The organism is Microbacterium proteolyticum, from assembly GCF_029639405.1.
Classification (GTDB): domain Bacteria; phylum Actinomycetota; class Actinomycetes; order Actinomycetales; family Microbacteriaceae; genus Microbacterium.
Window position 1 is genome coordinate 551,533 of the sequence record NZ_CP121274.1, and the last position, 21,133, is coordinate 572,665.

The window sequence follows — 21,133 nt, forward strand, 5'->3', positions numbered from 1 at the left end:
CGCGCATGGACGCGGACGAGGCGCTGACGACGACGATCCGAAAGGTTCACCGCGACTCGAGAGGCACCTACGGTGCGCCGCGGGTCCAGGCCGAGCTGCGGCTCGGGCTCGGCATTCATATCGGCAGGAAGCGAGTCGCCCGCCTCGTGCGCCTCGACGGCCTCACCGACATCTCCCACCGCCGCAAACGGCGCGGTTGGAAACCGGACACAGCGGCGCACGAGGATCTGGTGAAGCGACAGTTCCGCCCATCCAAGCTGGACAGGCTCTGGTTCTGTGACATCACACAGCATCGCGCGAAGGACGGATGGGTCTACTGCGCGGCCGTCATCGACGCGTTCAGCCTCCGGGTGGGGGGGGCTGGTCGATCTCGGACCGAATCACCGCGAAGATCGCCGTCGACGCGCTCTAGATGGCTCGCTGGCGACGCCGGCCTGAGCCCGGAACCGTGGTCCGCGCCGATCGAGGAGCGCAATACACATCCTGGCTCTTCGGCCACCGGCTCAGGCAAGCCGGCCTGCTCGGCTCGATGGGCCGCGTCGCCTCCAGCGTCGATAACGCGCTCATCGAGTCGTTCTGGTCGAGCATGCAGCGCGAGCTTCTTGACCGATCGAGCTGGACATCGAATGCGGAGCTGTCGTCGGCGATGTTCGAGTGGATCGAGGGCTTCTACAACCCGACCCGCCGGCACACTGCCCTCGGCAACCTCAGCCCCGTGGAGTTCGAGAGACTTCACATCCCCGCCGCCACCGCGGCATGATCAACACAAACAACCCGTCCGGAGAAGCGGGTCAGGCTCCACTCGTGACGCTCCCCATTCAGCTTCAGAGCAAGGGCGTTCGCGTTAGCAACGGATCGTCGGCGCTCGATGTGCGACCATCTGCTCGGCGGCGCCGCCTGCGCGGCAACGCCAGGTTCAACACATCAGGATCCTGCCGACACGGCGACCGCTAGCATCGGAGCGTGGATCGCAGAATTGCAACCGACTACGACAAAATGTCCGGAGTTCTCGGGCCGATGGGCATCAAGATCGAGAGCCTCATTCGGGATCTTGTCTCATCGGTCGGTCTCACAATCGTGAGCGTGAATCACCGCGTGAAGAGCAATGTCAGCGCCACGAAGAAGATTGATGGCAGCTCCGGCAAGTACGGCACCTATGGCGATCTCCACGACATGCTTGGCGTGAGAGTCGTAACCTACCTCGCTAGCGACGTGGACACGGTTGTCGATGTCCTTCGAGCGAACTTCGATGTCGACGAGGAGCGGTCACTCGACAAGATGTCTGGTCTGGATCCGGATCGATTCGGCTACCTCTCTTATCACCTGGTTGTGAAGCTCGACGACGTACGGGCCGGGTTCGCCGAGTGGGCCCCTTTCAGAGACGTGTATTTTGAGATTCAGATCAGGTCGATCTTGCAACACGCCTGGGCCGAGATCGAGCACGACTTGGGATACAAGTCCACCTCCGGCATCCCGGCACAGCTGAAGCGACGGTTCGCGAGACTGGCCGGGCTTCTAGAAACGGCCGACTCTGAGTTTGACGCGGTAAGCCGCGAAGTGGCAGACCACGTGGAACGTGTTCGCGAAGCAATTGACCAGGGCGGCGACGTAGCCGTCGATCGTGACTCAATCTTGGCGCTTGTACGGACCGACGGTGGCGTTGTCGGGAGAACGGACCGTGCAATTGCCGCCGGGATTGGAGCTACCATCGCCCCTGCGACCGGTTCGTACGCTGACACTCGCGCGGACGAACTCACCGGAGTGGGCTTCACATCGACTGGTCAGGTCGCGAGCGCGCTCGCCGCGGAGGAGGCACAACTCGTCGACTTCGCAGTCAAGTGGTTCCTCGACGACGCAGACCCGGACGGCGAAGAACCCTTCCCCTACACAACGCTTCCTGCGGGCGTGAGCCTCTTCTACTTGTACCTGCACAAGACTCTCCAGCAACAGGATGGCCAGTGGAGCCTTGACCTTCGCGGTATGGATCATCCTCAGACACGCGAAGCCTTCCAGCACATACATGACGCCGCATTCCGGACTCGACCAGAGAGCTCCGAACGGCCCGGCGACTTATAAAGGGCGATCTGACAGTGCTCGAAAACGGTCAACTCTACTGCCACGCATTCTGGGACATCCACACCCGAAGAAGGGCCCGATACTCAGAGCGATGCACTTGACCATCGCTCACTGGCGGTGAGCCCCGAAGTGATTGTCCGGCGCTACCTGTAGAACGGAGCCATGACCGACGTTGTCTTCTGGGCTGCCGTTCAAGGCGTAGGAACCCTTCTGGCGGCCGTAGCCGCCATCATCGCGCTTGTCATCGCGAAGAGACAGCTAGGGGAGTTGATCTCGTCGAACAAGCTCTTGGCCGCATCCAACGACGCAATGACTGAGTCGAACGTCGCCCTCACGCGGCCCTACGTCGTGGTCGACTTCGAGTTCCAGGTAGCGGCAGCTAGATGGGGCACTGGGAGCACTTCCGTGTTCGTGGTCGTGAAGAACGATGGACGCACGGCCGCCCACAACGTGACCCTCGACGTCGATTCGCCGTTCGTCCCAATCTCGTCGCCCGACAGCGACGGCTGGAAGAAGTCAATCCAAGATTTGAATCGGCTCGCAGACGGCTCGACAGTCCTGCGTTCTCTTTCCAACGCTCGCCCTGTGAAGTACTACCTCGATGGCGAGGAACTGTTCGGCGTGGAGGGTGAGGAGGCTCCGAGCTGGACAGTCAACGTTCGCTATGAGGACGCGGCGGGCAGGGAATACCTGGATCGGTTCGTCCTAGAGGTAGAGCCGTGGCGACGCTCCATCGCGGTCGCCGATCCTCTACTTAGAATTGCGAAGCATATCGATGCAGTCGCCGGCGAAGTGAAGGGCTTGAAGGACACACTCAAACCACGGTCCATGGCACGAACTCTCCGTCGCGCCACATCACTTCCAGCACAGGTGGGCCCTCTCGATGATGCAAAAGCAGAGACCACCTCGGCCGTCGCGGCGAATCAGGATGATGGAAACCCGGTGACGGCTGGCGCCGACAACCAGGCTTGAGACCGAGCGAGCATCCCGCGCGCTGCGCCATGGAGCGCTTTCCCCTTTGGAGTCATCTGGTAGATTCCGCTCACTTTTCGAAGCCGTTCTATGGCATTGCTGACACAAATAACTCCTCGCACGGCCGAACCTCGCCCAGCCATCGCATGGGCGAGGTTCGAATGCCGTCGCTTACTTTCACGTTTGCGGAGGGTGTGGGATTCGAACCCACGGGACATCTCTGCCCACTGGTTTTCAAGACCAGGTCCATCGGCCGCTCGGACAACCCTCCCGATCGTGCGAGTCTACCCAGCCGCGCGCGGCCGCACCGCGAGCGCACACGTTCCGGTCGAGCGCTCCTCGTGCGGTCGCCCCGGAAGTACGCGCTCGACCCGAACGTGTGCGTTCGAGCCCCCGTCCCGGCGCGGAGCCCCCGCCGAGCCGCGCCGCGAGCCGCGACACGGTCGGCGTTCACAGGCCTGTCGGTGACCTGTCACCTCGCCCGGTTACGATTCGCCGGTGATCTTGCAGACGGGGGCGGAGACGCGCGCGACGCGGCGGACGGGGAGGCGCACACACCGCGCACGCCGGGGAGTCGACGGACTCACCTCGAAGCAGCCGTTCGCGCGGCACGCCGGCGCGGAGACCACGCCCCAACGCTGGCGCCGGAAGACCTCCGTCGTGGTGGCGCTCATCGGCGGCCCCCTCACCGTCGTGCTTCTCGCCCTGGCGGTCGCCGCGGGCGTCTTCGTGTGGCAGGTCATCCAGGTGCGCGACGACCTCGAGGGGGCGGTGGCGCAGTCGAAGGAGCTGGTCCGCGCCGCCGCGAGCGGTGACGTCGATGGCATCCAACGATCCGGCGGCGACATCGTCGCCCACGCCCAACGCGCATACGACACCACGCAGAACCCGCTGTGGGACTTCGCCGCGCAGATCCCGGCCGCCCGCACGAACATTCTGGCCGTCCGCGCCGTCACCGACATCGCGCACACGATCAGCTCGCAGTCGATCCCGCCGGTGATGACCATGATGGCCGCCTCGGGCGGCGACAACACCGGGAGCGGGATCAACCTGCGACCGTTCCTCCACGCCGGGGCGGTCATCCCGACCGTGCTGACGTCTTTCGACGAGGCATCCCAGATCGCGTCGGGCATGGACCGCACGGGTGTCCTCCCGCAGATCTCGGCGCCGGTCGATCAGCTCCAGAGCATGATCCAGCAGGCGACGCCGATCCTGACGACGGTAGAGGAGCACCTCCCCGAGATCCTCCGGGCCGCGGGCGCCGAGCGTCCGATGCTGTACCAGCTCATGATCCAGACGCCTGCCGAGATCCGGGCGACCGGGGGCGGCGTCGCGCAGTGGCTCGTCCTCAAGGTCGACGACGGCAACGTCGACATGCTCAGCCTCGACACCGGCACCGACCTCATGTACACCGACCTGCCGTCCCGGGGCTTCGACACCGTGAACGGGTCGCTCCTCCGCCTCCCCACCGAGACGCGGCAGCTCTACCCGCCCGAGATGACGAACTGGTCGTCGAACTTCAACATGTCCCCGGACTTCCCGACCGCTGTCGAGCTGTTCCAGAAGACGCGCGAGTGGACCGACAAACCGAAATTCGACGGAGCGTTCTCGATCGATCCGATCGTCCTGGCGCACCTGCTGGAGGCGACCGGCCCGATCACGCTCGCCTCGGGCGAGACGGTCGACGCCCAGAACGCCGGCTCCAAGCTCATGAGCGAACCGTACGAGCGGTACGGCATCGACAACGCCGCGATGGACCGCTACTTCAGCGAGATCAGCGCCGCCATGTTCTCCAAACTGACGGGACGCCAGTGGGACATCGGGACGATGTGGAACCAGGTCGTCCGCAGCGCCCAGGAGGGGCGCATCTACGCGTGGTTCGACGACCCGAGCCTCGAGGGTCTCGCCCACCAGTACGGCCTCGACGGCACCCTGCAGGAGGACAACACCTCGTCCACCCAGCTGGGCATCTACTTCAACGACTACTCGATCGGCAAGCTCGAGTACCACCTGACGTACTCGCAGTTCGCGACGTGCAACGCCGACGACCGGACGATCACGGTGTCGATGGAGCTGCACAACAGCATCACGGATGCCATCACGAGCGGCTACACCCTCGGACTGCGCAACATCGAACGCGGGATCGACCTGCGCACGATGATGCTCGACGTGCTCTTCTTCGCCCCGCCGGGCGGGAAGATCGTCTCCACGGATCCCGACGAGGGCGACCGCTGGGATTCGACGTTCCACGACCGCTCCGGGTCCGACCACGAGAACCCCGCCGTGAGCCGGACGCTGCTACTGCCGGAAGGTGCGACGCGCACCGTCTCCTACACGGTCAAGCTGCCGGAGGGAGACCTGGGTCCCCTGGAACTGCGGCACACCCCCGGCGCGAACGACACGAAGGTCACGATCGATCCGAGCTGCGCCCCGTTGTTCCGGAGCCCCGAAGGTTCCGACAACATCATGCTGTCGACCATCGGGTGATCCCGACCGACGGCGCTCGGCGCAAGTGGCGACCTCGCCACGCCTGCACCGTCTAGCGTCGAGGGATGACGATGACGGGCGGCGGGTCGCTGGCATCCTTCTTCCTCCGACTCGGACGGCAGGTGTGGGTTCGCGCGGCGCTGTTCACGGTGATCGGGATCGCGATCGCCCTGGTCGCGGGCCTCGTGGGTCCGCTGCTCCCGTTCAGCATCTCGATCGACCTGGGTCAGAACGCCGTCGACTCCCTGCTGCAGATCATCGCCACCGCGATGCTCACGGTCAGCACCTTCTCGGTCACGGCGATGGTCACCGCGTTCTCCTCCGCCACGACGACGGCTACCCCCCGGTCCACTCCCCTGCTCATCGCCGACACGACCTCGCAGAACGCGGTCTCGACCTTCATCGGGGCGTTCACCTATTCCCTCGTCGGCATCGTCGCCCTCTCGACCGGGTACTACACCGAGCAGGGCCGCACGATTCTCTTCGTGGGCACGCTCGTCGTGATCGCGATCGTCGTCTTCACACTGCTGCGCTGGATCTCGCACCTGTCGACGTTCGGACGGATGGCGGATGTCATCGACCGCGTGGAGCAGGCCGCGACCCTGACCATCCAGCGGCACGCCGCGTCGCCCGCTCTCGGTGCGCGCCGGCTGACCACGGTGCCGCCGGGGGCCCGCGCCGTGCACGCCGACGACATCGGCTACGTGACGCATCTCGACGTGGCCACCCTCGACCGGCTCGCTGAAGCCCATGGGCTGAGCGTGTACGTGACCGCGGCCCCCGGTCGCCTCGCCGACGCCCGCACGCCGCTCGTCCGCGTCGAGGGAGAGATGGACGACGCCACCGCAGCCGCCCTTCGGGGCGCCTTCCGCCTCGAGCATCACCGGACGTACGAGCAGGACCCGAGGTTCGGCGTCATCGCCCTCACCGAGATCGGCAGCCGTGCGCTCTCGGCGGCCACCAACGACCCCGGCACCGCGATCGAGGTCATCGCGGCACTGCAGCGGGTGCTCGCCCACGCGGTGACCACCGAGCCCGACTCCACGGTGCGATACCCCCACGTGCACATCGCCCCGGCGACCCTCGACGAGATCGTCGCCGACGCGTTCCGCCCGCTCGCGCGCGACGGCGCGGCGCAGGTGGAGGTGCAGGTCCGCCTGCAGAAGTGCCTCGCCTCGCTGGCTGCGACCGCGCCCGCCCACGCGGACGTGTTCCGCGATGCCGCCCGCGCGGCGTTCGCCCGCAGTCGACGCGCGCTGGACCGGGCGGACGCCCGGCTGCTGCGCGACACCGTGCGCGCCGCCTGGAACCCTCTCGCGGACTGACGCGCACAGACGACGGCGGCGGCCCCGGACGCACCTGTCCGGGACCGCCGCCGTGGTGTTCTAGCCCAGCGGGCCGTAGTTCGCCGGCGTCGTGCGAGCGTGGGTCGCCTGCTCGAAGCCGTAGGCCAGACCGAGCAGCGGTCCCTCGGCGAAGTCGCGGCCCAGGAACTCCAGGTTCACGCCTCCCGTCGAGGCCTCGCCCGCGATGCCCTGCCCCATCGGCACCGTGACCGCGGGGAGACCCGTGTTGGGGCTCAGGCGCATGTTGGTCCCGATGGTGCTGTAGGGGTTGCCCGTCGGGTAGACGACGGCATCCAGGCCCTGGTCGTTCATGAGCGCCGTCATGATCTGCTTGCCCTTCGCCAGCTGCTGGGTGTGCGTCCCCTCCGGTCCCGCCCAGGCCTGGTAGGCCTCTTCGGTCACCGCGGCACGCGTGCCGTAGGGGTTGGTCGCCCGTCCCGGCACGATGTTCGGCGACTGCGAGATGGCCAGGAGGCTCCGCGTGGTCACGGCCGGGTTGAGGTAGGCGTCGATGTAGTTCTGCAGGTCGTGCCCGAACTCGGGCCCGCTGCCGCTGCCCTCACCGACGATCGCCGCGAATCCCTCGGGAGCGGCCACCTCGACGAGCGTGGCACCCTGCGCCTCGAAGGTCGCCCGGGCCTCGGCGAACAGGCGCTGGGTCGTGGCGTTGGTTCCCAGCATCGAGGCGATGTAGCCGATCTTCTTGCCCTGCAGGGAGTCTCCGTCGAGGTAGGCCGTGTAGCTCTCCGGGATCTTGCCGGCCGAGCGGGCCGTGACGGGGTCACCGGAGTCCTCGCCGACGACGGCATCGAGGGCGACGGCGGCGTCCAGGACGGACCGCGCGATCGGACCTCCCGTGTCCTGCGACAGCGCGAGCGGCACGATGCCGTCGCGGCTGGCGAGACCGACGGTGGGCCGCACGCCCACCAGCTGGTTGTACGTCGAGGGGATGCGGATCGATCCGCCGGTGTCCGTCCCGAAGCCGATGCCGGCGAGGTTCGCCGCGATGGCCGCGCCCGTGCCGCCGCTGGAACCGCCCGAGGTCTGCGTGGTGTCGTAGGGGCTCGAGACCGTGAGCGCCGTCCCGGCGGGCTGGAACGCCGACCACTGCGACGACAGGTTGATGGCGAACTCGTCCATCGACGCCTTCGCGACGATGACCGCGCCATCGGCGCGCAGACCCTTCACCATCGTGGCATCCGTCGTCGTCTGGTTGTCGTTCCAGCATCCGCAGCCCGCGGTCGTGGGCATGTCGACGGTGTTGTAGTTGTCCTTCAGGGCGATCGGGATGCCGAGCAGCATGCTCGTCATGCCTTTCTCGGCGCGGATCGCGTCGGCCGCGGCCGCGGCCGTCAGCGCGACGTCGCTGGTGGTGATGATCGAGTTCAGCGGGCGACCGCCGTCCTGGCGCACGACCTTGTCGTACGCGGCGATGCGGTCGAGGTACTGCTGCGTCAGCTCCACCGAGGTCAGCACGCCGGCGTTCATCGCGGCCTGCATGGCCACGGCATCCGCCTCGACGATCTCGAACGGGCCGTCGTCGTAGACGATGCGCTCCGAGAGCAGGGCCAGGTCGGATGCCGTGATGGCGCCGTCCTCGTCGAGGTCGAGGGCAGAGGTCTGCGCCCAGCCTGCGTCGCTCGCGGACTCACCGATGTTCTCTGCCAGGACGGCCAGATCGGCCGTTGTCACCTGAGCGTCACCGGTCAGATCGAGCTCGGTGTAGTACGGCGCGAGGAGCGGCGCCGACGCGGCCGCGGGCGCGGGAGCGGCCACCGCAGCCGGGGCGGTGAACGCGCCGGCCGCGACGACGCCGAGCGTCGCGGTGACGGCGAGGGCGCGGCGGGACAGGGGGGTCATGGGCGATCCTTCACGAGTCGAGGCAGAAGAGGCGGACGCGATCATTCGCGCACCCCCTGACGGCGACGGGCGACCAGCACCGCGCCGACCGCGATGAGGGCGACGCCCACGGCTCCCGAGATGAGCCACGGGGTGGCGTCGACACCGGTGGTGGCGAGGTCGCTCGCACCGCTCGCCGCCGGCACGGACGACGTGGAGGGCGACGGCGACGGGGACGCCGAGTCGCTGGGCGAGGCGGACGGCTCCGGCGTGGGGAGCGCCTCGAGCTCGACGGTCTCGGATGCCACGTCGGCCTGCTCGGCGGTCTCGCCGGTCGAGGAGACCAGACGCACGGAGGAGAGCTCGACACGGGCCGTGCCCGAGCCGACCGCCCGTAGGGGAACGGTCGCGAGCACGACGGTGCCGGAGAGGCCCGGCGAGGTTCCGAGCCGCGTGTGCGAGACGGTGATGGTGCCGGGGGCGTCGACGGCCGAGGTGAATCCTCCGTCGGGGCCGACCGGGGCGTCGGCGGACTCGAGCGCCCCCTCGGTGACCGTGAACACCAGATCGTAGGCATACAGGTCGCTCACGTCGGCGCCGGTGACCGTGGCGAGGACGGTGTCGCCCTCGGTGGCGCTCGAGGACGACAGCTCGAGCGTGAAGGTGGCGGCGGGTTCGGCCGCGTGGGCGGCGGTGGCGGCCGCCAACGGCGCGAACAGTGCCAGGGCCGCGGCGATCGCGGCGCTGACGCGCCGTGTCGCTCTCGGGGGTGATGCGGGGATGCGTGCAGACATGCGGTGGCGAAGCTCCTCGGGGAGGGGACGACGACGAACGCGCGAGCCGGGGTGGTGGCCGGAGCGGTCGACGGGGGTGCCCCGACCCTTTCAGGCCAGCATGTCCGACAAGTTGCGCCACGTTTCGACGGCGTATCGCGCTGGGCTGCGCAACGACGATGCGTCGGGTACGGGTTCGATGTGAATCCGTCGGAGCATCCTCTGCGAGGGAGCGCCTAGAGGTCGCGGAGCACCGCGGCGACGCCGCCGTCGGTCACCGACAGCCCCACCTCGCCGGCCGCCGCGTGCACCTCGGCGGGGCCCTGCTGCATCGCGATCGCGCGACCACCGTGCGACACCGCCCACTGCATCATCTCGATGTCGTTGCGGCCGTCGCCCATGACGAGGACGTTCTCGGGCGGGATGCCGAGCCACTCTCGCACCAGCTCGAGGGCGGTCGATTTGTTCACACCCTGCGGTGCGATGTCGAGCCACGCCGTCCAGCCGATCGCGTAGGACACCTGGCTGAGGCCGATGCGCCCGACCAACTCGAGGAAGTCCTTGTCGGTCTTCTCCGGAGCCACGACGACGACACGGCACACCGGTCGGTGCGAGAGCTCGGCGAAGCTCACCTCGTTCGCGCCCTGCAGGTTCCAGTCGTCGAGGTAGTCGGTGAACAGCCGCTGACCGTCGGGGAGTTCGACGAGGAAGTGCGCGTCGTGCAGGTGCTCGCCCAGCAGCGTCAGGACTTCGGTCGGGTCGAACGTTTCGACGTGCGCGCGCTCGTACTCCGCGGCATCCGGTCCCCCGACCCGGCGCATGACGATCGCGCCGTTCGAGCACACCGCGTATTCGGGATGGATGCCGAGGAGCGCCATGACCGTGTGGGTGCTGTCCCAGCTGCGGCCGGTGGCGAGCATGACCTCGTGGCCCTGCTGCTGGGCGTGGCGCACGGCATCCACGACTCCGGGGCTGAGCGACTCGTCCTCGAGGAGGACGGTGCCGTCGATGTCGAGCGCGATGAGCATGCGCCCGACGGGAGCGGTGCGGGCGATGTCGGCCACGACCTCGGCCGCCTCGTCCTGCGGCGACGCGTCGACGTCTCCGATGCGGGGCAGGGCGGCCTCGTCGGTCACGCGATGGGCTCCATGACCTCGAGTCCGCCGAGATACGGCCGGAGCACCTCGGGCACCGTCACCGACCCGTCGGCGCGCTGATGGGTCTCCAGCAGCGCGACGATCCAGCGCGTGGTGGCGAGCGTGCCGTTCAGCGTCGCGACCGGCTGCGTCTTACCGCCGTCGGCCGGGCGGAAGCGGGTGTCGAGGCGACGCGCCTGGTACGTGGTGCAGTTCGAGGTGCTCGTGAGCTCGCGGTACGCGTCCTGCGTGGGCACCCAGGCCTCGATGTCGAACTTGCGCGCGGCGCTGGAACCGAGGTCGCCGGCGGCGACGTCGATCACGCGATACGCGAGCCCGAGGTCCTGCAGCATGCCCTCCTGCATCGCGACGAGACGGTCGTGCTCGGCCTCGGCATCCGCCGGGTCGGTGTAGACGAACATCTCGAGCTTGTTGAACTGGTGCACGCGGATGATGCCGCGGGTGTCCTTGCCGTAGGAGCCGGCCTCGCTGCGGTAGCAGGTGGACCATCCGGCGTAGCGCTTCGCGCCGCGCTCCAGGTCGAGGATCTCGTCCATGTGGTAGCCGGCGAGGGGGACCTCGCTCGTTCCCACGAGGTAGAGGTCCTCCTTCGGCAGGTGGTAGACCTCGTCGGCGTGCTGGCCGAGGAATCCGGTGCCGCGCATGACCTCGGGGCGCACGAGCGTCGGCGGGATCATCGGCGTGAAGCCGGCCTGCAGCGCCCGGTCGAGCGCCAGGGTCATGAGCGCGAGCTCGAGGCGTGCGCCGATGCCGGTCAGGAAGTAGAAGCGGCTGCCCGACACCTTCGTGCCGCGCTCCATGTCGATGGCGCCGAGCTTCTCGCCCAGGGCCAGGTGGTCGAGCGGCTCGAAGTCGAACGTCGGGACCTCGCCGTGGGTGCGGAGGGTGACGAAGTCCTCCTCGCCCCCGGCGGGGACGCCCTCGAGCACGATGTTCTCGATCCGGGCGAGAGCCGCCTCCGCGGCTTCCTCTGCGCCGGTCACCGCGTGCTGGGCGGCCTTGACCTTCTCGCTGAGCTCTTTCGCTTCGGCCACGAGCGCGGGCTTCTCGTCCTTCGGCGCCTTGGCGACCTTCTTGCCGTGCGCGTTCTGCGCGGCGCGGAGTTCCTCGAACGTCGTGATCGCCTGACGGCGCTGACGGTCGGCCTCGAGCGCCTCGTCGACCGACGCGGGCGACTCCCCGCGCGCGATCTGGGAGCGCTTCACCAGTTCGGGATCTTCACGCAGCAGAGTCAGGTCGATCACGCGTCCATCCTACGGTCGGCTCCGGCCGCACTTTCCCGCGTCACGACCCGGCGGCCGCGGGGTCCAGCGCCTTCGTCACGGCGAGCACGTCCGCGTACTGCCCTTCGATCGCCGCACGGCGCGCAAAGGCGTCGGCGTCCGCCGCCTCGACGGCGGCGACACGCTGATCGAGGTCGGCGTGACGGGCGTCGAGGTCGGCCAGTCGGCCGGCCAGCGCTTCCTGCCACGTCCCGCTGTGCAGGACGCCGTCCGCCCCCATCCAGTCCTGTCTCCACTGCGCCCGCTCCTCGGGGGCGAGGGAGTTGTACCGGTCGGCATCCTGTTGGTAGATCTTGCGGTCGCGCTCGTAGGCCTCCCGCTCGGCGTCGAGCTGCGCGCGCTGGGTCGCGGCATCCGTCATGGCCTGCACGAGGGCCGCATCGGCCTGCTCGTACTCGGAGATGAGCCCGTCCACCTCGGCGGTCACGCGATGATCGACCTCGACGAGCGCGGCACGATCGGTGAAGTACCGCGCGTAGACCGCCTCGAGCTCGGGATCGAAGCCGCCCTCCGGCCGCACCTGAGACCCCAGGTAGGCGAACAGCTCGGTGTCGCGGTTCTCCTCGTGGTCGCCGACCGACCAGTCGATCTGCTGACGGACGGGGTCGTCGGGCGCGACGCCGTCGAGGGCTGTGTGCAGCATGTCGCGCACGTGCCACACCTCCCCCGAGCCGAGCCGGTCGAACGCGGCGTGCAAGAGCTCGTGCGCGAGGGTCGTGACGGCCGCGTCGGCCACGCGCGGGTCGGTCGGGACGAAGACGAGGATCCCCGCGAGGCTGTAGCACCCGGCCACCGCGTGATCGTCCGCCGTGTCCGTGACCCCGCAGGAGCGCTGCAGGTCGTCGCCGTGTGCGGACCTCGCGCCGACGAGCGTGAGCAGCTTCCGCCCGTCGTCGGTCAGGAACGCGCGGTCGGCGACCGCGGAGATGTCGCCCGCGAGGGTTCTCGGCCCGACCCAGCCCTCGACCTGGGCGACCAGCGCGCGATCGGCGCCGGTGGAAACGACGACGATCGTGACCAGCAGCAGCGCCACGGCCACGATGCCGGACCCGACCAGGGTCCGGCGACGACGGCGCGACCGTGCGAGCGAGGCGAACGGCTCGGTGTCGACGGGCCGCCGCGACCGCGGCGGCGGCTGCTCGAACAGGGTCACGGGCGAACGCTAGACCCGCGCGGAGAACGGCGGAGGGCGGCATCCTGAACAGTGCCCGCCACGGCCTCCCGGTCAACCCCCGGTCGCGGGAACGGAAGCGCGCGTGGGCGGTCCTATGGTGGATGCCATGGCCGACCCCCAAGAACCGCGCGACGACGCGGACGCCCCCGTCTCCCCCGAGGCCGAGAAGGACCGGGCGGCGTCGGAAGGCTCGCACGACGACTTCCACGCGGCGACCCTGCGTGAGGAGGAGGAGTCCGACACCGTCGCGGCCGACGAGCCCGACCCCAAGGACGCGGCCCAGCCCGACGACGTCATCCACGAGCCCGGCGACGTCGATTCCGACACCTCGGACGACACGTCCGGCGAGGCCGTGCGGGTCTCCGCCGACGGCGACGATGCGCCGATCGACGCCGAGCCCACCGACAAGAAGCGCGCCGCGCTCGTCTACAACCCGACGAAGGTCGACCCCGACGCCCTGCGCGCGCGCGTCGGCGAGCTCTCGGCCGAGGCCGGATGGGCCGACCCGCTGTTCTACGAGACCACCGTCGACGACCTCGGCGACCTCGCGACCCGCGCCGCCCTGGAAGAGAAGGTGGATGCCGTGCTCGTCGCCGGCGGCGACGGCACCGTCCGCGCCGTGGCCGAGGCGCTGACCTCGACCGGCATCCCGCTGACGATCGTCCCGAGCGGCACCGGCAACCTCCTCGCCCGCAACCTCAACCTGCCGCTCGACGACGCCGACGCGATGATCCGCGCGACGTTCGACGGCAAGGTGCACGCCACCGACACCGGGATCGCCCGGATCCGCCGCGCGGACGGGACGGTCGAGGAGCACGGCTTCGTCGTCATGGCCGGCATGGGCCTGGATGCCGCGATGATCCAGAACACCCGCCCCGAACTGAAGAAGTCGGTGGGCTGGGTGGCGTACGTCGACGGTGCGGCGCGGTCGCTGGTCAACGCCAAACCGTTCCGCGTCATGTACCAGCTCGACGGACACGGCCACCGCCTTCACTCCGCCAAGGTGCAGAGCGTGCTGTTCGCCAACTGCGGCGCCCTGCCCGGCGGGGTCGCCCTGATCCCCGACGCCTCCATCGCCGACGGCGTGCTCGACGTCGCCGTCATCCAGCCGACCGGCCCCTTCGGGTGGCTCGGCGTCTGGCGCAAGATCTGGTGGGACAACTCGGTGCTGCGGCGCTTCCGCGCCGGCCGCCGGGTGCTCGAGCGTCGCCGCGACTCCTCGGTGCGCTACCTGCGCGGCACCGGCATCGAACTCGCCACGGCTCCCGCCCAGCCCATCGAGCTGGACGGCGACGAGTTCGGTGAGGCGACCCGCATCTACTCGCGCGTCGTCGAAGGCGGCCTGCAGGTGAACCTGCCCGCCGGCCACGACACGTCGTCGCTGTAGGCGGCGCTGCCCTGCGCGGTGCTGCGGTGCGCGGTGCTGCCCTGCACGGTGCTGCGGTGCTGCGGTGCGCGGTGCTGCGGTGCGCGGTGCTGCCGTGCGCGGTGCTGCCCTGCCCGGTGGCCCAGATCACGTGATCTGGACGAGATCACCCGCCGTGGCGCGTAACGACGGGTGATCTCGGCCACTTCACGTGACCTGGCACCGCACTGGGCCACCACGGGGCGCCGGAGCGGAGCCGGGCGGCAGGCGCGGCCGCGGCGTGTCAAGCCCGGCAGCGCGGAACGACGGCTGGATAGCGTCGCTGCATGGCTTCTCCGTCCCTCGTGTGGTTCCGCGACGATCTGCGGCTGACCGACCATCCCGCCCTGCGCGCGGCACTCGACCGCGATGAGCCCGTGATCGGGCTGTACGTGCTCGACGAGGAGTCCGACGGCGTCCGCGCGATCGGTGGGGCGGCGCGGTGGTGGCTGCACCACTCGCTGGCATCCCTCGCCGAACGGCTCGAGGAACGCGGCTCGACCCTCGTGCTGCGCCGGGGGCGCGCGGCCGAGGTCGTCCCCGCCGTGGTGGAGGAGACCGGCGCGGGAGCGGTGTTCTGGAACAGGCGCTACGGCGGCGCGGAACGCGAGATCGACGCGGGACTGAAGGAGAAGCTGCGCGGCGACGACGTCACGGTCGCCTCGTTCGCCGCGAACCTGCTGTTCGAGCCGTGGACGGTGCGCACCGGCGCCGACAAGCCGTACGGCGTCTACTCGCCGTTCCGTCGCGCGGTCGAGAAGATGCCATCCCCCCGCGCGCCGCTCCCCGAGGCGCGCAAGATCCCGGGTCCCGCGAAGGCGCCCGCATCCGACGCCCTCGACGCGTGGGCGCTGCTGCCGACGAAGCCCGACTGGGCCGGCGGGCTGCGCGAGACATGGGAGCCGGGCGAGCCGGCCGCGCGCGCCCGGCTGCGCGAGTTCCTCGACGACGACCTCGGCGATTACGCCTTCTCCCGCGACGCGTTCGCGGGCGGTGCGACGTCGAACCTGTCGCCGCGCCTGCGCTGGGGCGAGATCAGCCCGTACCAGGTCTGGCACGACACGATCGAGCATCGCGGATCGGGCAAGCACGCCGAATCCGCGACCGGTTTCCTCTCGGAGGTCATCTGGCGCGAGTTCGCGTGGCACGTCCTGTTCCACTCCCCCGACCTCGCGACGAAGAACTGGCGCGAGCAATACGACGCGTTCCCCTGGCCGCGGCTGAACCGTGCGCACCTGGAGACCTGGCAGCGCGGCGAGACCGGAATCGCGGTCGTGGATGCCGGGATGAAGCAGCTCTGGCACACCGGGGTCATGCACAACCGCGTGCGCATGGTCACGGCATCCTTCCTCACCAAGAACCTGCTCATCGACTGGCGCCACGGCGAGGAGTGGTTCTGGGGCTGCCTGGTGGACGCGGATGCCGCGAGCAATCCGTTCAACTGGCAGTGGGTCGCGGGATCGGGGGCGGATGCCGCGCCCTATTTCCGCGTGTTCAACCCCGACACGCAGCGCGAGAAGTTCGACCCGCACGACGAGTACATCCGGCAGTGGGCTCCGGAGCACCTCGACGGCGGGGCGCCGGAACCGATGGTCGACCTCAAGGAGACGCGCCAGCGCGCGCTCGACGCGTACGACAAGGTGCGGCACGGCGGCTGACCGGTCGAGCCCGTCGATGTCGCGGGGGTATCGTCGTCCGATGCGCGCCGTTCCCTCGTCTCTCGACCCCGCGGTCGTCGCCGAGATCGATCACCGGCTGGCGTCGGTCTGCGAGGAGCAGGACGTACGCATCCCCTGGGCCATCGAGAGCGGGAGCCGCGCCTGGGGCTTCCCCTCGCCCGACAGCGACTACGACTGCCGATTCCTCTTCGTACGCCGACCGGAGGCGTACCTCTCACTCTGGCCGACGCGCGACGTCATCGAAACGCCGCTCGACGAGACCTACGACGTCAACGGGTGGGACCTGGCCAAAGCGGTCCGACTCGTCGTGAAGGGCAACGCCACCGCGATCGAGTGGCTGCGGTCACCCATCGTCTACACCGGCGACAGCGGCTTCCGCGATGGACTGCTCGCGCTCGCCGAGGCGACCGTGGAGCGTGCGGCGATCGGCCGCCACTACCTGCACGTGGCCCGACAGCAGAGGATGGGTGCGGCCACGCTGAAACGCTTCTTCTACGTGCTTCGGCCGGCGGCGGCTCTGCGGTGGCTCGCGTCGAACTCCGATGGCGTGCTGCCGCCGATGGATCTTCCGCGCCTTCTCGCCGAGGGGGACGTCGACCGGTCGATCCGGCGGGCGGCGGACGATCTGATCGCGCTGAAGGCGCAGACTCGGGAGATGGGTGCCGGAACCCCGCCGGCCGTGCTGGAACGATTCGTCGCCGCGCAACTGGAGGAGGCCGCGCGTTTCGACGACATACCGCCGGAGCGCGATCCCGCCGACAACCGCCGGATCGCCGACGAGTACTTCCGCGCCTCGCTGTCGTCGTTCTGACGCGAACGCGGACACGCGAAAGGGCGCCGGCCGAAGCCGACGCCCCTTCGTGCGCGAGATTCGTCAGTTGACGCGGGTCTCGGCGGTCTCGTCGTCGTTCTCCTCGCCCGGGATGAAGACGTCGACCACGGTGACGTTGATCTCGGCGACCTTCATGCCCACGAGCTCGGTGATGGCCTGGTGCACGGCGGCGCGGACGTTCGAGGCCACGCGCTGCAGCTGCTCGGGGTAGTCGACCTGGATCGCGATGTCGGCGGCGACCTCGGTCTCGCCGACCTCGACGCTCACGCCCTGCGCGTAGTCCTTGGACCCCACGGCCTGACGGATGTTGCCGATGACGCGGGCGGCTCCGCCGCCGAGCGCGTGCACGCCGGGGACCTCGGCCGCAGCGATGCCGGCGACCTTGGCGACGACGGCATCCACGATGACGGTCGAGCCGCCGTCCTTCGTGGCGGTGACGGGGGTGGTGGCGGTGGTGGTGTTCTCAGCCATTGCGCTTCCTTCCGTGATCTGCGGAACCGTGTGTTCCGCGAAGTCACAATGAAGACGCTCCCCGGCGCCCATTCGTCACGGTATTCCGGCTGAGAGAACCCTGAGCGTCCGAGGACGCCGACGTCACTCGTCGAAGAAGCCGCCGTAGGGGACGTCGGCGTCACCGTCATCCCGCTCGTCGAACGCCACCGTCTCCACCGAGAACGCCACCGCCGTGTGGGGCGAGAACAGGACGCTCACCTCCCGGTTGCCCACGACCACGAACGACGCGAATCTGCCGCCCTGCGCGACCGCGCTCTCGATCCTCTTCTTCAGGGCATCGAGGTCCTGTCCTTGCGCCAACCCGAAAACGGCGTCGTTGACGGCCATCTGCGTATGGATCATGGTCTTACCCCCGCTCATGCGGGCGACGGTAGGCCGGGACGAGGGAGACCGCGCAGGGGGTTGCGTTCCGGCGCGATGCGGAATACCCCCACCCCTTGTCGGGTTGGGGCTGGGGTGAACGATGCGATCCCCTCCCTCTCCGTTCTCGACCTCGTCCCCGTGCGCGCCGGGCAGAGCAGCGCGCAGGCGGTGGCCGCCTCGCTCGATCTGGTCGAGCGCGCCGACCGGCTCGGCTACCGCCGGTACTGGTTCGCCGAGCACCACAACATGCCCGCGGTCGCCTCGACGACGCCGCCGGTCCTCATCGCCGCCGCCGCCGCCCGCACGGCGCGCATCCGCGTCGGATCGGGGGGAGTGATGCTCCCCAACCACTCGCCGCTCATCGTGGCCGAGCAGTTCGCCGCCCTCGAGGCCCTCGCCCCCGGCCGGATCGACCTCGGCATCGGCCGCGCTCCCGGGAGCGATCCCGTGATCACGCAGCTGCTTCACCGCTCGGGGGCGACGAGCGACGTCTCCCGCTTCCCCGACCACGTGACCGACATCCTCGCGCTCACCTCCCCGGACGGGGCGACCGTGCGGTTCACCTCCGGCACCGAGTATCAGGTGAAGGCGACGCCCCTGGCATCCGGGATGCCGCAGGTGTGGCTGCTCGGCTCGAGCGACTACTCGGCGCAGCTCGCCGCGAGCTTCGGTCTGCCCTACGTCTTCGCCAACCACTTCTCGGGGGAAGGTCTGGAGCACGCGCTCCGGCTGTACCGGGACCAGTTCCAGCCGAACGATTCGGGTGAGGGACCGCGGACCTTCGTCACCGCCAACGTCGTCGCCGCCCCGACCGCCGAGGAGGCCGAGGAGCGCGCCCTGCCCCAGCTGCGGATGATGGCGCGCCTGCGGACGAACCGTCCGCTCGTCCCGCTCGAGACCGTTGAGCAGGCGAAGGCCGACCCGTTCGATGCGATGGCGGAGTCGATCATGGCATCCACCCGTCAGAAGTGGTTCGTGGGAACCGGCGACGATGTGCGCGCGCAACTGGCCGAGTTCGCAGCACGCTACGACGTCGACGAGATCATGCTGTCTCCCGTGGCGGGAGCGTACGACGGCGAGCCGCTGGACTCGGCCGACGGCCGCGCCCAGACGCTCGAGCTCGTGGCGGGGGTCGCAGCCGTCGCCGCCTGACCGGAGCGCGGCCCGGGGTGGCTGCGCCGCCGCGGCCAGGGGCGGCTTTGCCGCCCGGATCGTCGAGACTGCATCCGCCTCACGCGCGCGCAGTCTCGCGGCTCTGGGCTCGGCCCGACCGCGACCGCCCGGTCCGCTTACGCCTCGGGCTCGCCGCTGAGCAGGCCCCGCAGCCAGTCGCGGGCCTCGACGAAGACGTCGTCGGAGTACCGCTGCGGGTAACGCACGATCGCGCGGTCGGCACGCGCGTACGACCCGAGGAAGATCACCTTCGGGCTGAAACGCCGGAGGCCCATCAGGGCGTCGGCCATCCGCTCGTCCTGGACGTGTCCGTCGGCGTCGATCACGAACCGGTAGCGGCCGAGCGCGTCTCCGATCGGACGGGATGCCAACAGGCTCAGGTTGATGCCCCGGGTGGCGAACTGCTCGAGCAGCTCCAGCAGCGCACCGGGGTGGTCCTCGGGCAGCTCGACGATGAGGGACGTCTTGTCAGCGCCCGTCGGCGGCGCGGGCGCGACCGTCCGGCTGACGAGGACGAAGCGGGTCACCGCGTTCGGGTTGTCGCCGATCTCCTCGGCGAGCACCTCGACCTCGTGATGGGCGACGATGCCCGGCGCCGCGATCGCGGCATCCGCCCCGCTCGAGCCGTCGAGGACCCCGAGGGCGCTGGCGACATTGCTGGATGCCGGCAGGTGCGCGTGCGCGGGGAGGTTGTCGCGCAGCCAGCCGAGGCACTGCCCGTAGGCGACGGGGTGGGCAGAGACGAGCGAGACGTCGGCGAGGGTCGTGCCGGGGCGGCCGACGAGCACGAAGTTGACCGGCACGAGGTATTCGCCCACGATCCGCAGGCCCGGCACCGTCGCGAGGGCGTCCTGGGTCGTGGAGACTCCGCCGTCCACCGAGTTCTCGATCGCGATCATCGCGGCATCCGATCGCCCCTCGATGACGTCGGCGAGCGCCTCGGCGACGTTGCGCACGGGCCGCCAGATCTGGTCGCGGGCCTCGGGGACCTGCGCCAGCGCCGCCTCGGTGAAGGTTCCGGCGGGGCCCAGGTAGCTGTAGGTACGGCGGGCGGGCGCGGAGTCGGTGTCGGGCAGCACCGGCTCAGCCTAGTCCTCCCGCTGATCCGGTCGAGGTCGGCCCCGACCGGTCAGACCTTGTCGACCAGCGCCTCGCGGCGCGACGCCGCACGACGCGGACGGACATCCACGGTCGTCACGAGGACTCCCGCGACCAGCAGCACTCCCCCGACGACTTCGGCGGGTGCCGGGATCTGCCCGAGCAGGAGGGCAGCGGACGCCGTCGCCACGACCGGTGCGAGCAGAACCCAGGGGACGACGGCCGCCGACGGATTGCGCGCGAGCAGGCCGTTGAAGATCGCGTACCCGACGAGCGTGCAGAGCCCCGCGGTGTACAGCGTCGACAGCGCGGCCGACCAGCCGAACGACGCGAGGCCGGCTGCGATCGCGCTCGGCCCCTCCACGGCGAAGGCGAGGACGAGCGCCGGCACGGGCACCACGAGCGCCGACCACACCGTGAGCGACAGCGCGCCGAGCCGCCCGCGTCCGGCCACGACTCCGGCCCGCCGCGAGATGACGTTGCCGACGGCCCACGAGAGCGCGGCGGCGAGCGCCAGGACCACCGCGATCGCGGGCGCATCTCCCCCGCGTCCGACGGCGACCGCGGCGAGCCCGATCACGCCGACGGTCACTCCGATGCCCTGCCCGAGCGTCGGTCGTTCGCGCAGCACCCCGGCGGCGATGACGACGGTGAAGACCGCTTGCGCCTGCAGGAGCAGCGCGGCCAGGCCCGGCTGCAGGCCGAGGGCCAGCGACGTGTACAGGAGCCCGAATTGGCCGAGGCTCATGAACACCCCGACGCCGACGATCGTCGACCAGGATGCCGTCGGGCGCGGCACGATCACGGCGAACGCCGCCACGACGACGAAGCGGATCGCGACGAAGAGCAGGGGCGGGATGCCGGGCATGCCCCAGTCGATGACGAGGAAGTTGAAGCCCCAGGCGGAGGCCACCCCGGCGGCCAGGATCATGTCACGACGACTCACGGGTTCAGTTCACCGCT

At 69.6% G+C, this 21,133-nt stretch carries 18 protein-coding genes, 1 tRNA gene and 1 pseudogene; 10 read left to right on the forward strand and 10 right to left on the reverse strand.

The features are described 5' to 3' along the window. Positions 1–5: 5 nt before the first annotated feature. The 4 genes and pseudogenes from P8R59_RS19240 to P8R59_RS03420 all read left to right on the forward strand — a co-directional run. A pseudogene (locus tag P8R59_RS19240) lies at positions 6–176 on the forward strand (transposase); the annotation flags it as partial. Between the two features lie 353 nt (positions 177–529). Then, positions 530–760 carry an integrase core domain-containing protein gene (locus tag P8R59_RS03410; RefSeq protein ID WP_278102726.1) on the forward strand — a complete coding sequence of 77 codons (231 nt, stop codon included), beginning with the start codon at positions 530–532 and terminating at the stop codon, positions 758–760. Between the two features lie 203 nt (positions 761–963). Then, entirely contained in the window at positions 964–2,076 is a 1,113-nt protein-coding gene (locus tag P8R59_RS03415; protein WP_278102727.1) for a GTP pyrophosphokinase, read from the forward strand. Between the two features lie 162 nt (positions 2,077–2,238). Then, the gene (locus P8R59_RS03420) at positions 2,239–3,048 is read left to right on the forward strand and encodes a hypothetical protein (protein ID WP_278102728.1); all 810 of its coding nucleotides are present in this window, start codon (positions 2,239–2,241) and stop codon (positions 3,046–3,048) included. Positions 3,049–3,234: 186 nt separating this feature from the next. On the opposite strand, the gene P8R59_RS03425 is transcribed toward P8R59_RS03420, so the two are convergent. Continuing rightward, positions 3,235–3,319 (reverse strand) — tRNA-Ser (locus P8R59_RS03425). Between the two features lie 227 nt (positions 3,320–3,546). Between P8R59_RS03425 and P8R59_RS03430 the strand changes: the two genes are divergently transcribed. Further along, a complete protein-coding gene (locus tag P8R59_RS03430) occupies positions 3,547–5,535 on the forward strand; it encodes a DUF4012 domain-containing protein (RefSeq protein WP_278102729.1) in 1,989 nt (662 codons plus the stop codon). Between the two features lie 65 nt (positions 5,536–5,600). Beyond that, entirely contained in the window at positions 5,601–6,860 is a 1,260-nt protein-coding gene (locus P8R59_RS03435) for a DUF2254 domain-containing protein (protein ID WP_278102730.1), read from the forward strand. 60 nt (positions 6,861–6,920) lie between these two features. Here the strand turns inward: P8R59_RS03435 and P8R59_RS03440 are convergent, their stop codons facing one another. The 5 genes from P8R59_RS03440 to P8R59_RS03460 form a co-directional block, all read right to left on the reverse strand. Next, positions 6,921–8,741, reverse strand: a complete 1,821-nt coding sequence (locus P8R59_RS03440; protein ID WP_278102731.1) for an amidase family protein — start codon at positions 8,739–8,741, stop codon at positions 6,921–6,923. A 41-nt stretch (positions 8,742–8,782) separates the two neighbouring features. Next, on the reverse strand, positions 8,783–9,514 hold the full coding sequence (locus P8R59_RS03445) for a cohesin domain-containing protein (protein ID WP_278102732.1): 732 nt from the start codon (positions 9,512–9,514) through the stop codon (positions 8,783–8,785). Between the two features lie 215 nt (positions 9,515–9,729). Beyond that, positions 9,730–10,629 (reverse strand): HAD family hydrolase, encoded by a 900-nt coding sequence (locus P8R59_RS03450; protein WP_278102733.1) that lies wholly within the window; start codon positions 10,627–10,629, stop codon positions 9,730–9,732. After that, on the reverse strand, positions 10,626–11,894 hold the full coding sequence (serS, locus tag P8R59_RS03455; RefSeq protein ID WP_278102734.1) for a serine--tRNA ligase: 1,269 nt from the start codon (positions 11,892–11,894) through the stop codon (positions 10,626–10,628). Before serS ends, P8R59_RS03450 begins: the two co-directional genes overlap by 4 nt. Before the next feature lie 40 nt (positions 11,895–11,934). Further along, positions 11,935–13,086 carry a hypothetical protein gene (locus P8R59_RS03460; protein WP_278102735.1) on the reverse strand — a complete coding sequence of 384 codons (1,152 nt, stop codon included), beginning with the start codon at positions 13,084–13,086 and terminating at the stop codon, positions 11,935–11,937. A 127-nt stretch (positions 13,087–13,213) separates the two neighbouring features. Here P8R59_RS03460 and P8R59_RS03465 point away from each other — a divergent pair, with 127 nt between their 5' ends. From P8R59_RS03465 to P8R59_RS03475, 3 genes are all read left to right on the forward strand, one after another. Beyond that, on the forward strand, positions 13,214–14,494 hold the full coding sequence (locus P8R59_RS03465; protein ID WP_278102736.1) for a diacylglycerol/lipid kinase family protein: 1,281 nt from the start codon (positions 13,214–13,216) through the stop codon (positions 14,492–14,494). Positions 14,495–14,799: 305 nt separating this feature from the next. Next, the gene (locus P8R59_RS03470; protein WP_278102737.1) at positions 14,800–16,170 is read left to right on the forward strand and encodes a cryptochrome/photolyase family protein; all 1,371 of its coding nucleotides are present in this window, start codon (positions 14,800–14,802) and stop codon (positions 16,168–16,170) included. Between the two features lie 40 nt (positions 16,171–16,210). Then, on the forward strand, positions 16,211–17,002 hold the full coding sequence (locus P8R59_RS03475) for a nucleotidyltransferase domain-containing protein (RefSeq protein WP_278102738.1): 792 nt from the start codon (positions 16,211–16,213) through the stop codon (positions 17,000–17,002). A 63-nt stretch (positions 17,003–17,065) separates the two neighbouring features. Here P8R59_RS03475 and P8R59_RS03480 read toward each other — a convergent pair whose 3' ends face one another. Both P8R59_RS03480 and P8R59_RS03485 read right to left on the reverse strand, forming a co-directional pair. Continuing rightward, on the reverse strand, positions 17,066–17,494 hold the full coding sequence (locus P8R59_RS03480; protein ID WP_278102739.1) for an Asp23/Gls24 family envelope stress response protein: 429 nt from the start codon (positions 17,492–17,494) through the stop codon (positions 17,066–17,068). Positions 17,495–17,617: 123 nt separating this feature from the next. Then, positions 17,618–17,896 carry a hypothetical protein gene (locus tag P8R59_RS03485; RefSeq protein WP_278102740.1) on the reverse strand — a complete coding sequence of 93 codons (279 nt, stop codon included), beginning with the start codon at positions 17,894–17,896 and terminating at the stop codon, positions 17,618–17,620. 57 nt (positions 17,897–17,953) lie between these two features. Between P8R59_RS03485 and P8R59_RS03490 the strand changes: the two genes are divergently transcribed. Next, positions 17,954–19,051, forward strand: a complete 1,098-nt coding sequence (locus P8R59_RS03490) for an LLM class flavin-dependent oxidoreductase (protein WP_278102741.1) — start codon at positions 17,954–17,956, stop codon at positions 19,049–19,051. 137 nt (positions 19,052–19,188) lie between these two features. Here the strand turns inward: P8R59_RS03490 and pheA are convergent, their stop codons facing one another. Both pheA and P8R59_RS03500 read right to left on the reverse strand, forming a co-directional pair. Further along, positions 19,189–20,151 (reverse strand): prephenate dehydratase, encoded by a 963-nt coding sequence (gene pheA / locus P8R59_RS03495; protein WP_077049695.1) that lies wholly within the window; start codon positions 20,149–20,151, stop codon positions 19,189–19,191. Positions 20,152–20,201: 50 nt separating this feature from the next. Next, positions 20,202–21,116, reverse strand: a complete 915-nt coding sequence (locus P8R59_RS03500) for an EamA family transporter (RefSeq protein WP_278102742.1) — start codon at positions 21,114–21,116, stop codon at positions 20,202–20,204. Positions 21,117–21,133: the final 17 nt, after the last annotated feature.

Bases quoted from the DNA above. Each gene is read 5' to 3' on its own strand.
- P8R59_RS03410 (WP_278102726.1), top strand. From the start codon at position 530: ATGGGCCGCGTCGCCTCCAGCGTCGATAACGCGCTCATCGAGTCGTTC.
- P8R59_RS03420 (WP_278102728.1), top strand. From the start codon at position 2,239: ATGACCGACGTTGTCTTCTGGGCTGCCGTTCAAGGCGTAGGAACCCTT.
- P8R59_RS03435 (WP_278102730.1), top strand. From the start codon at position 5,601: ATGACGATGACGGGCGGCGGGTCGCTGGCATCCTTCTTCCTCCGACTC.
- P8R59_RS03440 (WP_278102731.1), bottom strand. From the start codon at position 8,741: ATGACCCCCCTGTCCCGCCGCGCCCTCGCCGTCACCGCGACGCTCGGC.
- P8R59_RS03445 (WP_278102732.1), bottom strand. From the start codon at position 9,514: ATGTCTGCACGCATCCCCGCATCACCCCCGAGAGCGACACGGCGCGTC.
- P8R59_RS03465 (WP_278102736.1), top strand. From the start codon at position 13,214: ATGGCCGACCCCCAAGAACCGCGCGACGACGCGGACGCCCCCGTCTCC.
- P8R59_RS03470 (WP_278102737.1), top strand. From the start codon at position 14,800: ATGGCTTCTCCGTCCCTCGTGTGGTTCCGCGACGATCTGCGGCTGACC.
- P8R59_RS03475 (WP_278102738.1), top strand. From the start codon at position 16,211: ATGCGCGCCGTTCCCTCGTCTCTCGACCCCGCGGTCGTCGCCGAGATC.
- P8R59_RS03480 (WP_278102739.1), bottom strand. From the start codon at position 17,494: ATGGCTGAGAACACCACCACCGCCACCACCCCCGTCACCGCCACGAAG.
- P8R59_RS03485 (WP_278102740.1), bottom strand. From the start codon at position 17,896: ATGAGCGGGGGTAAGACCATGATCCATACGCAGATGGCCGTCAACGAC.
- P8R59_RS03490 (WP_278102741.1), top strand. From the start codon at position 17,954: ATGCGGAATACCCCCACCCCTTGTCGGGTTGGGGCTGGGGTGAACGAT.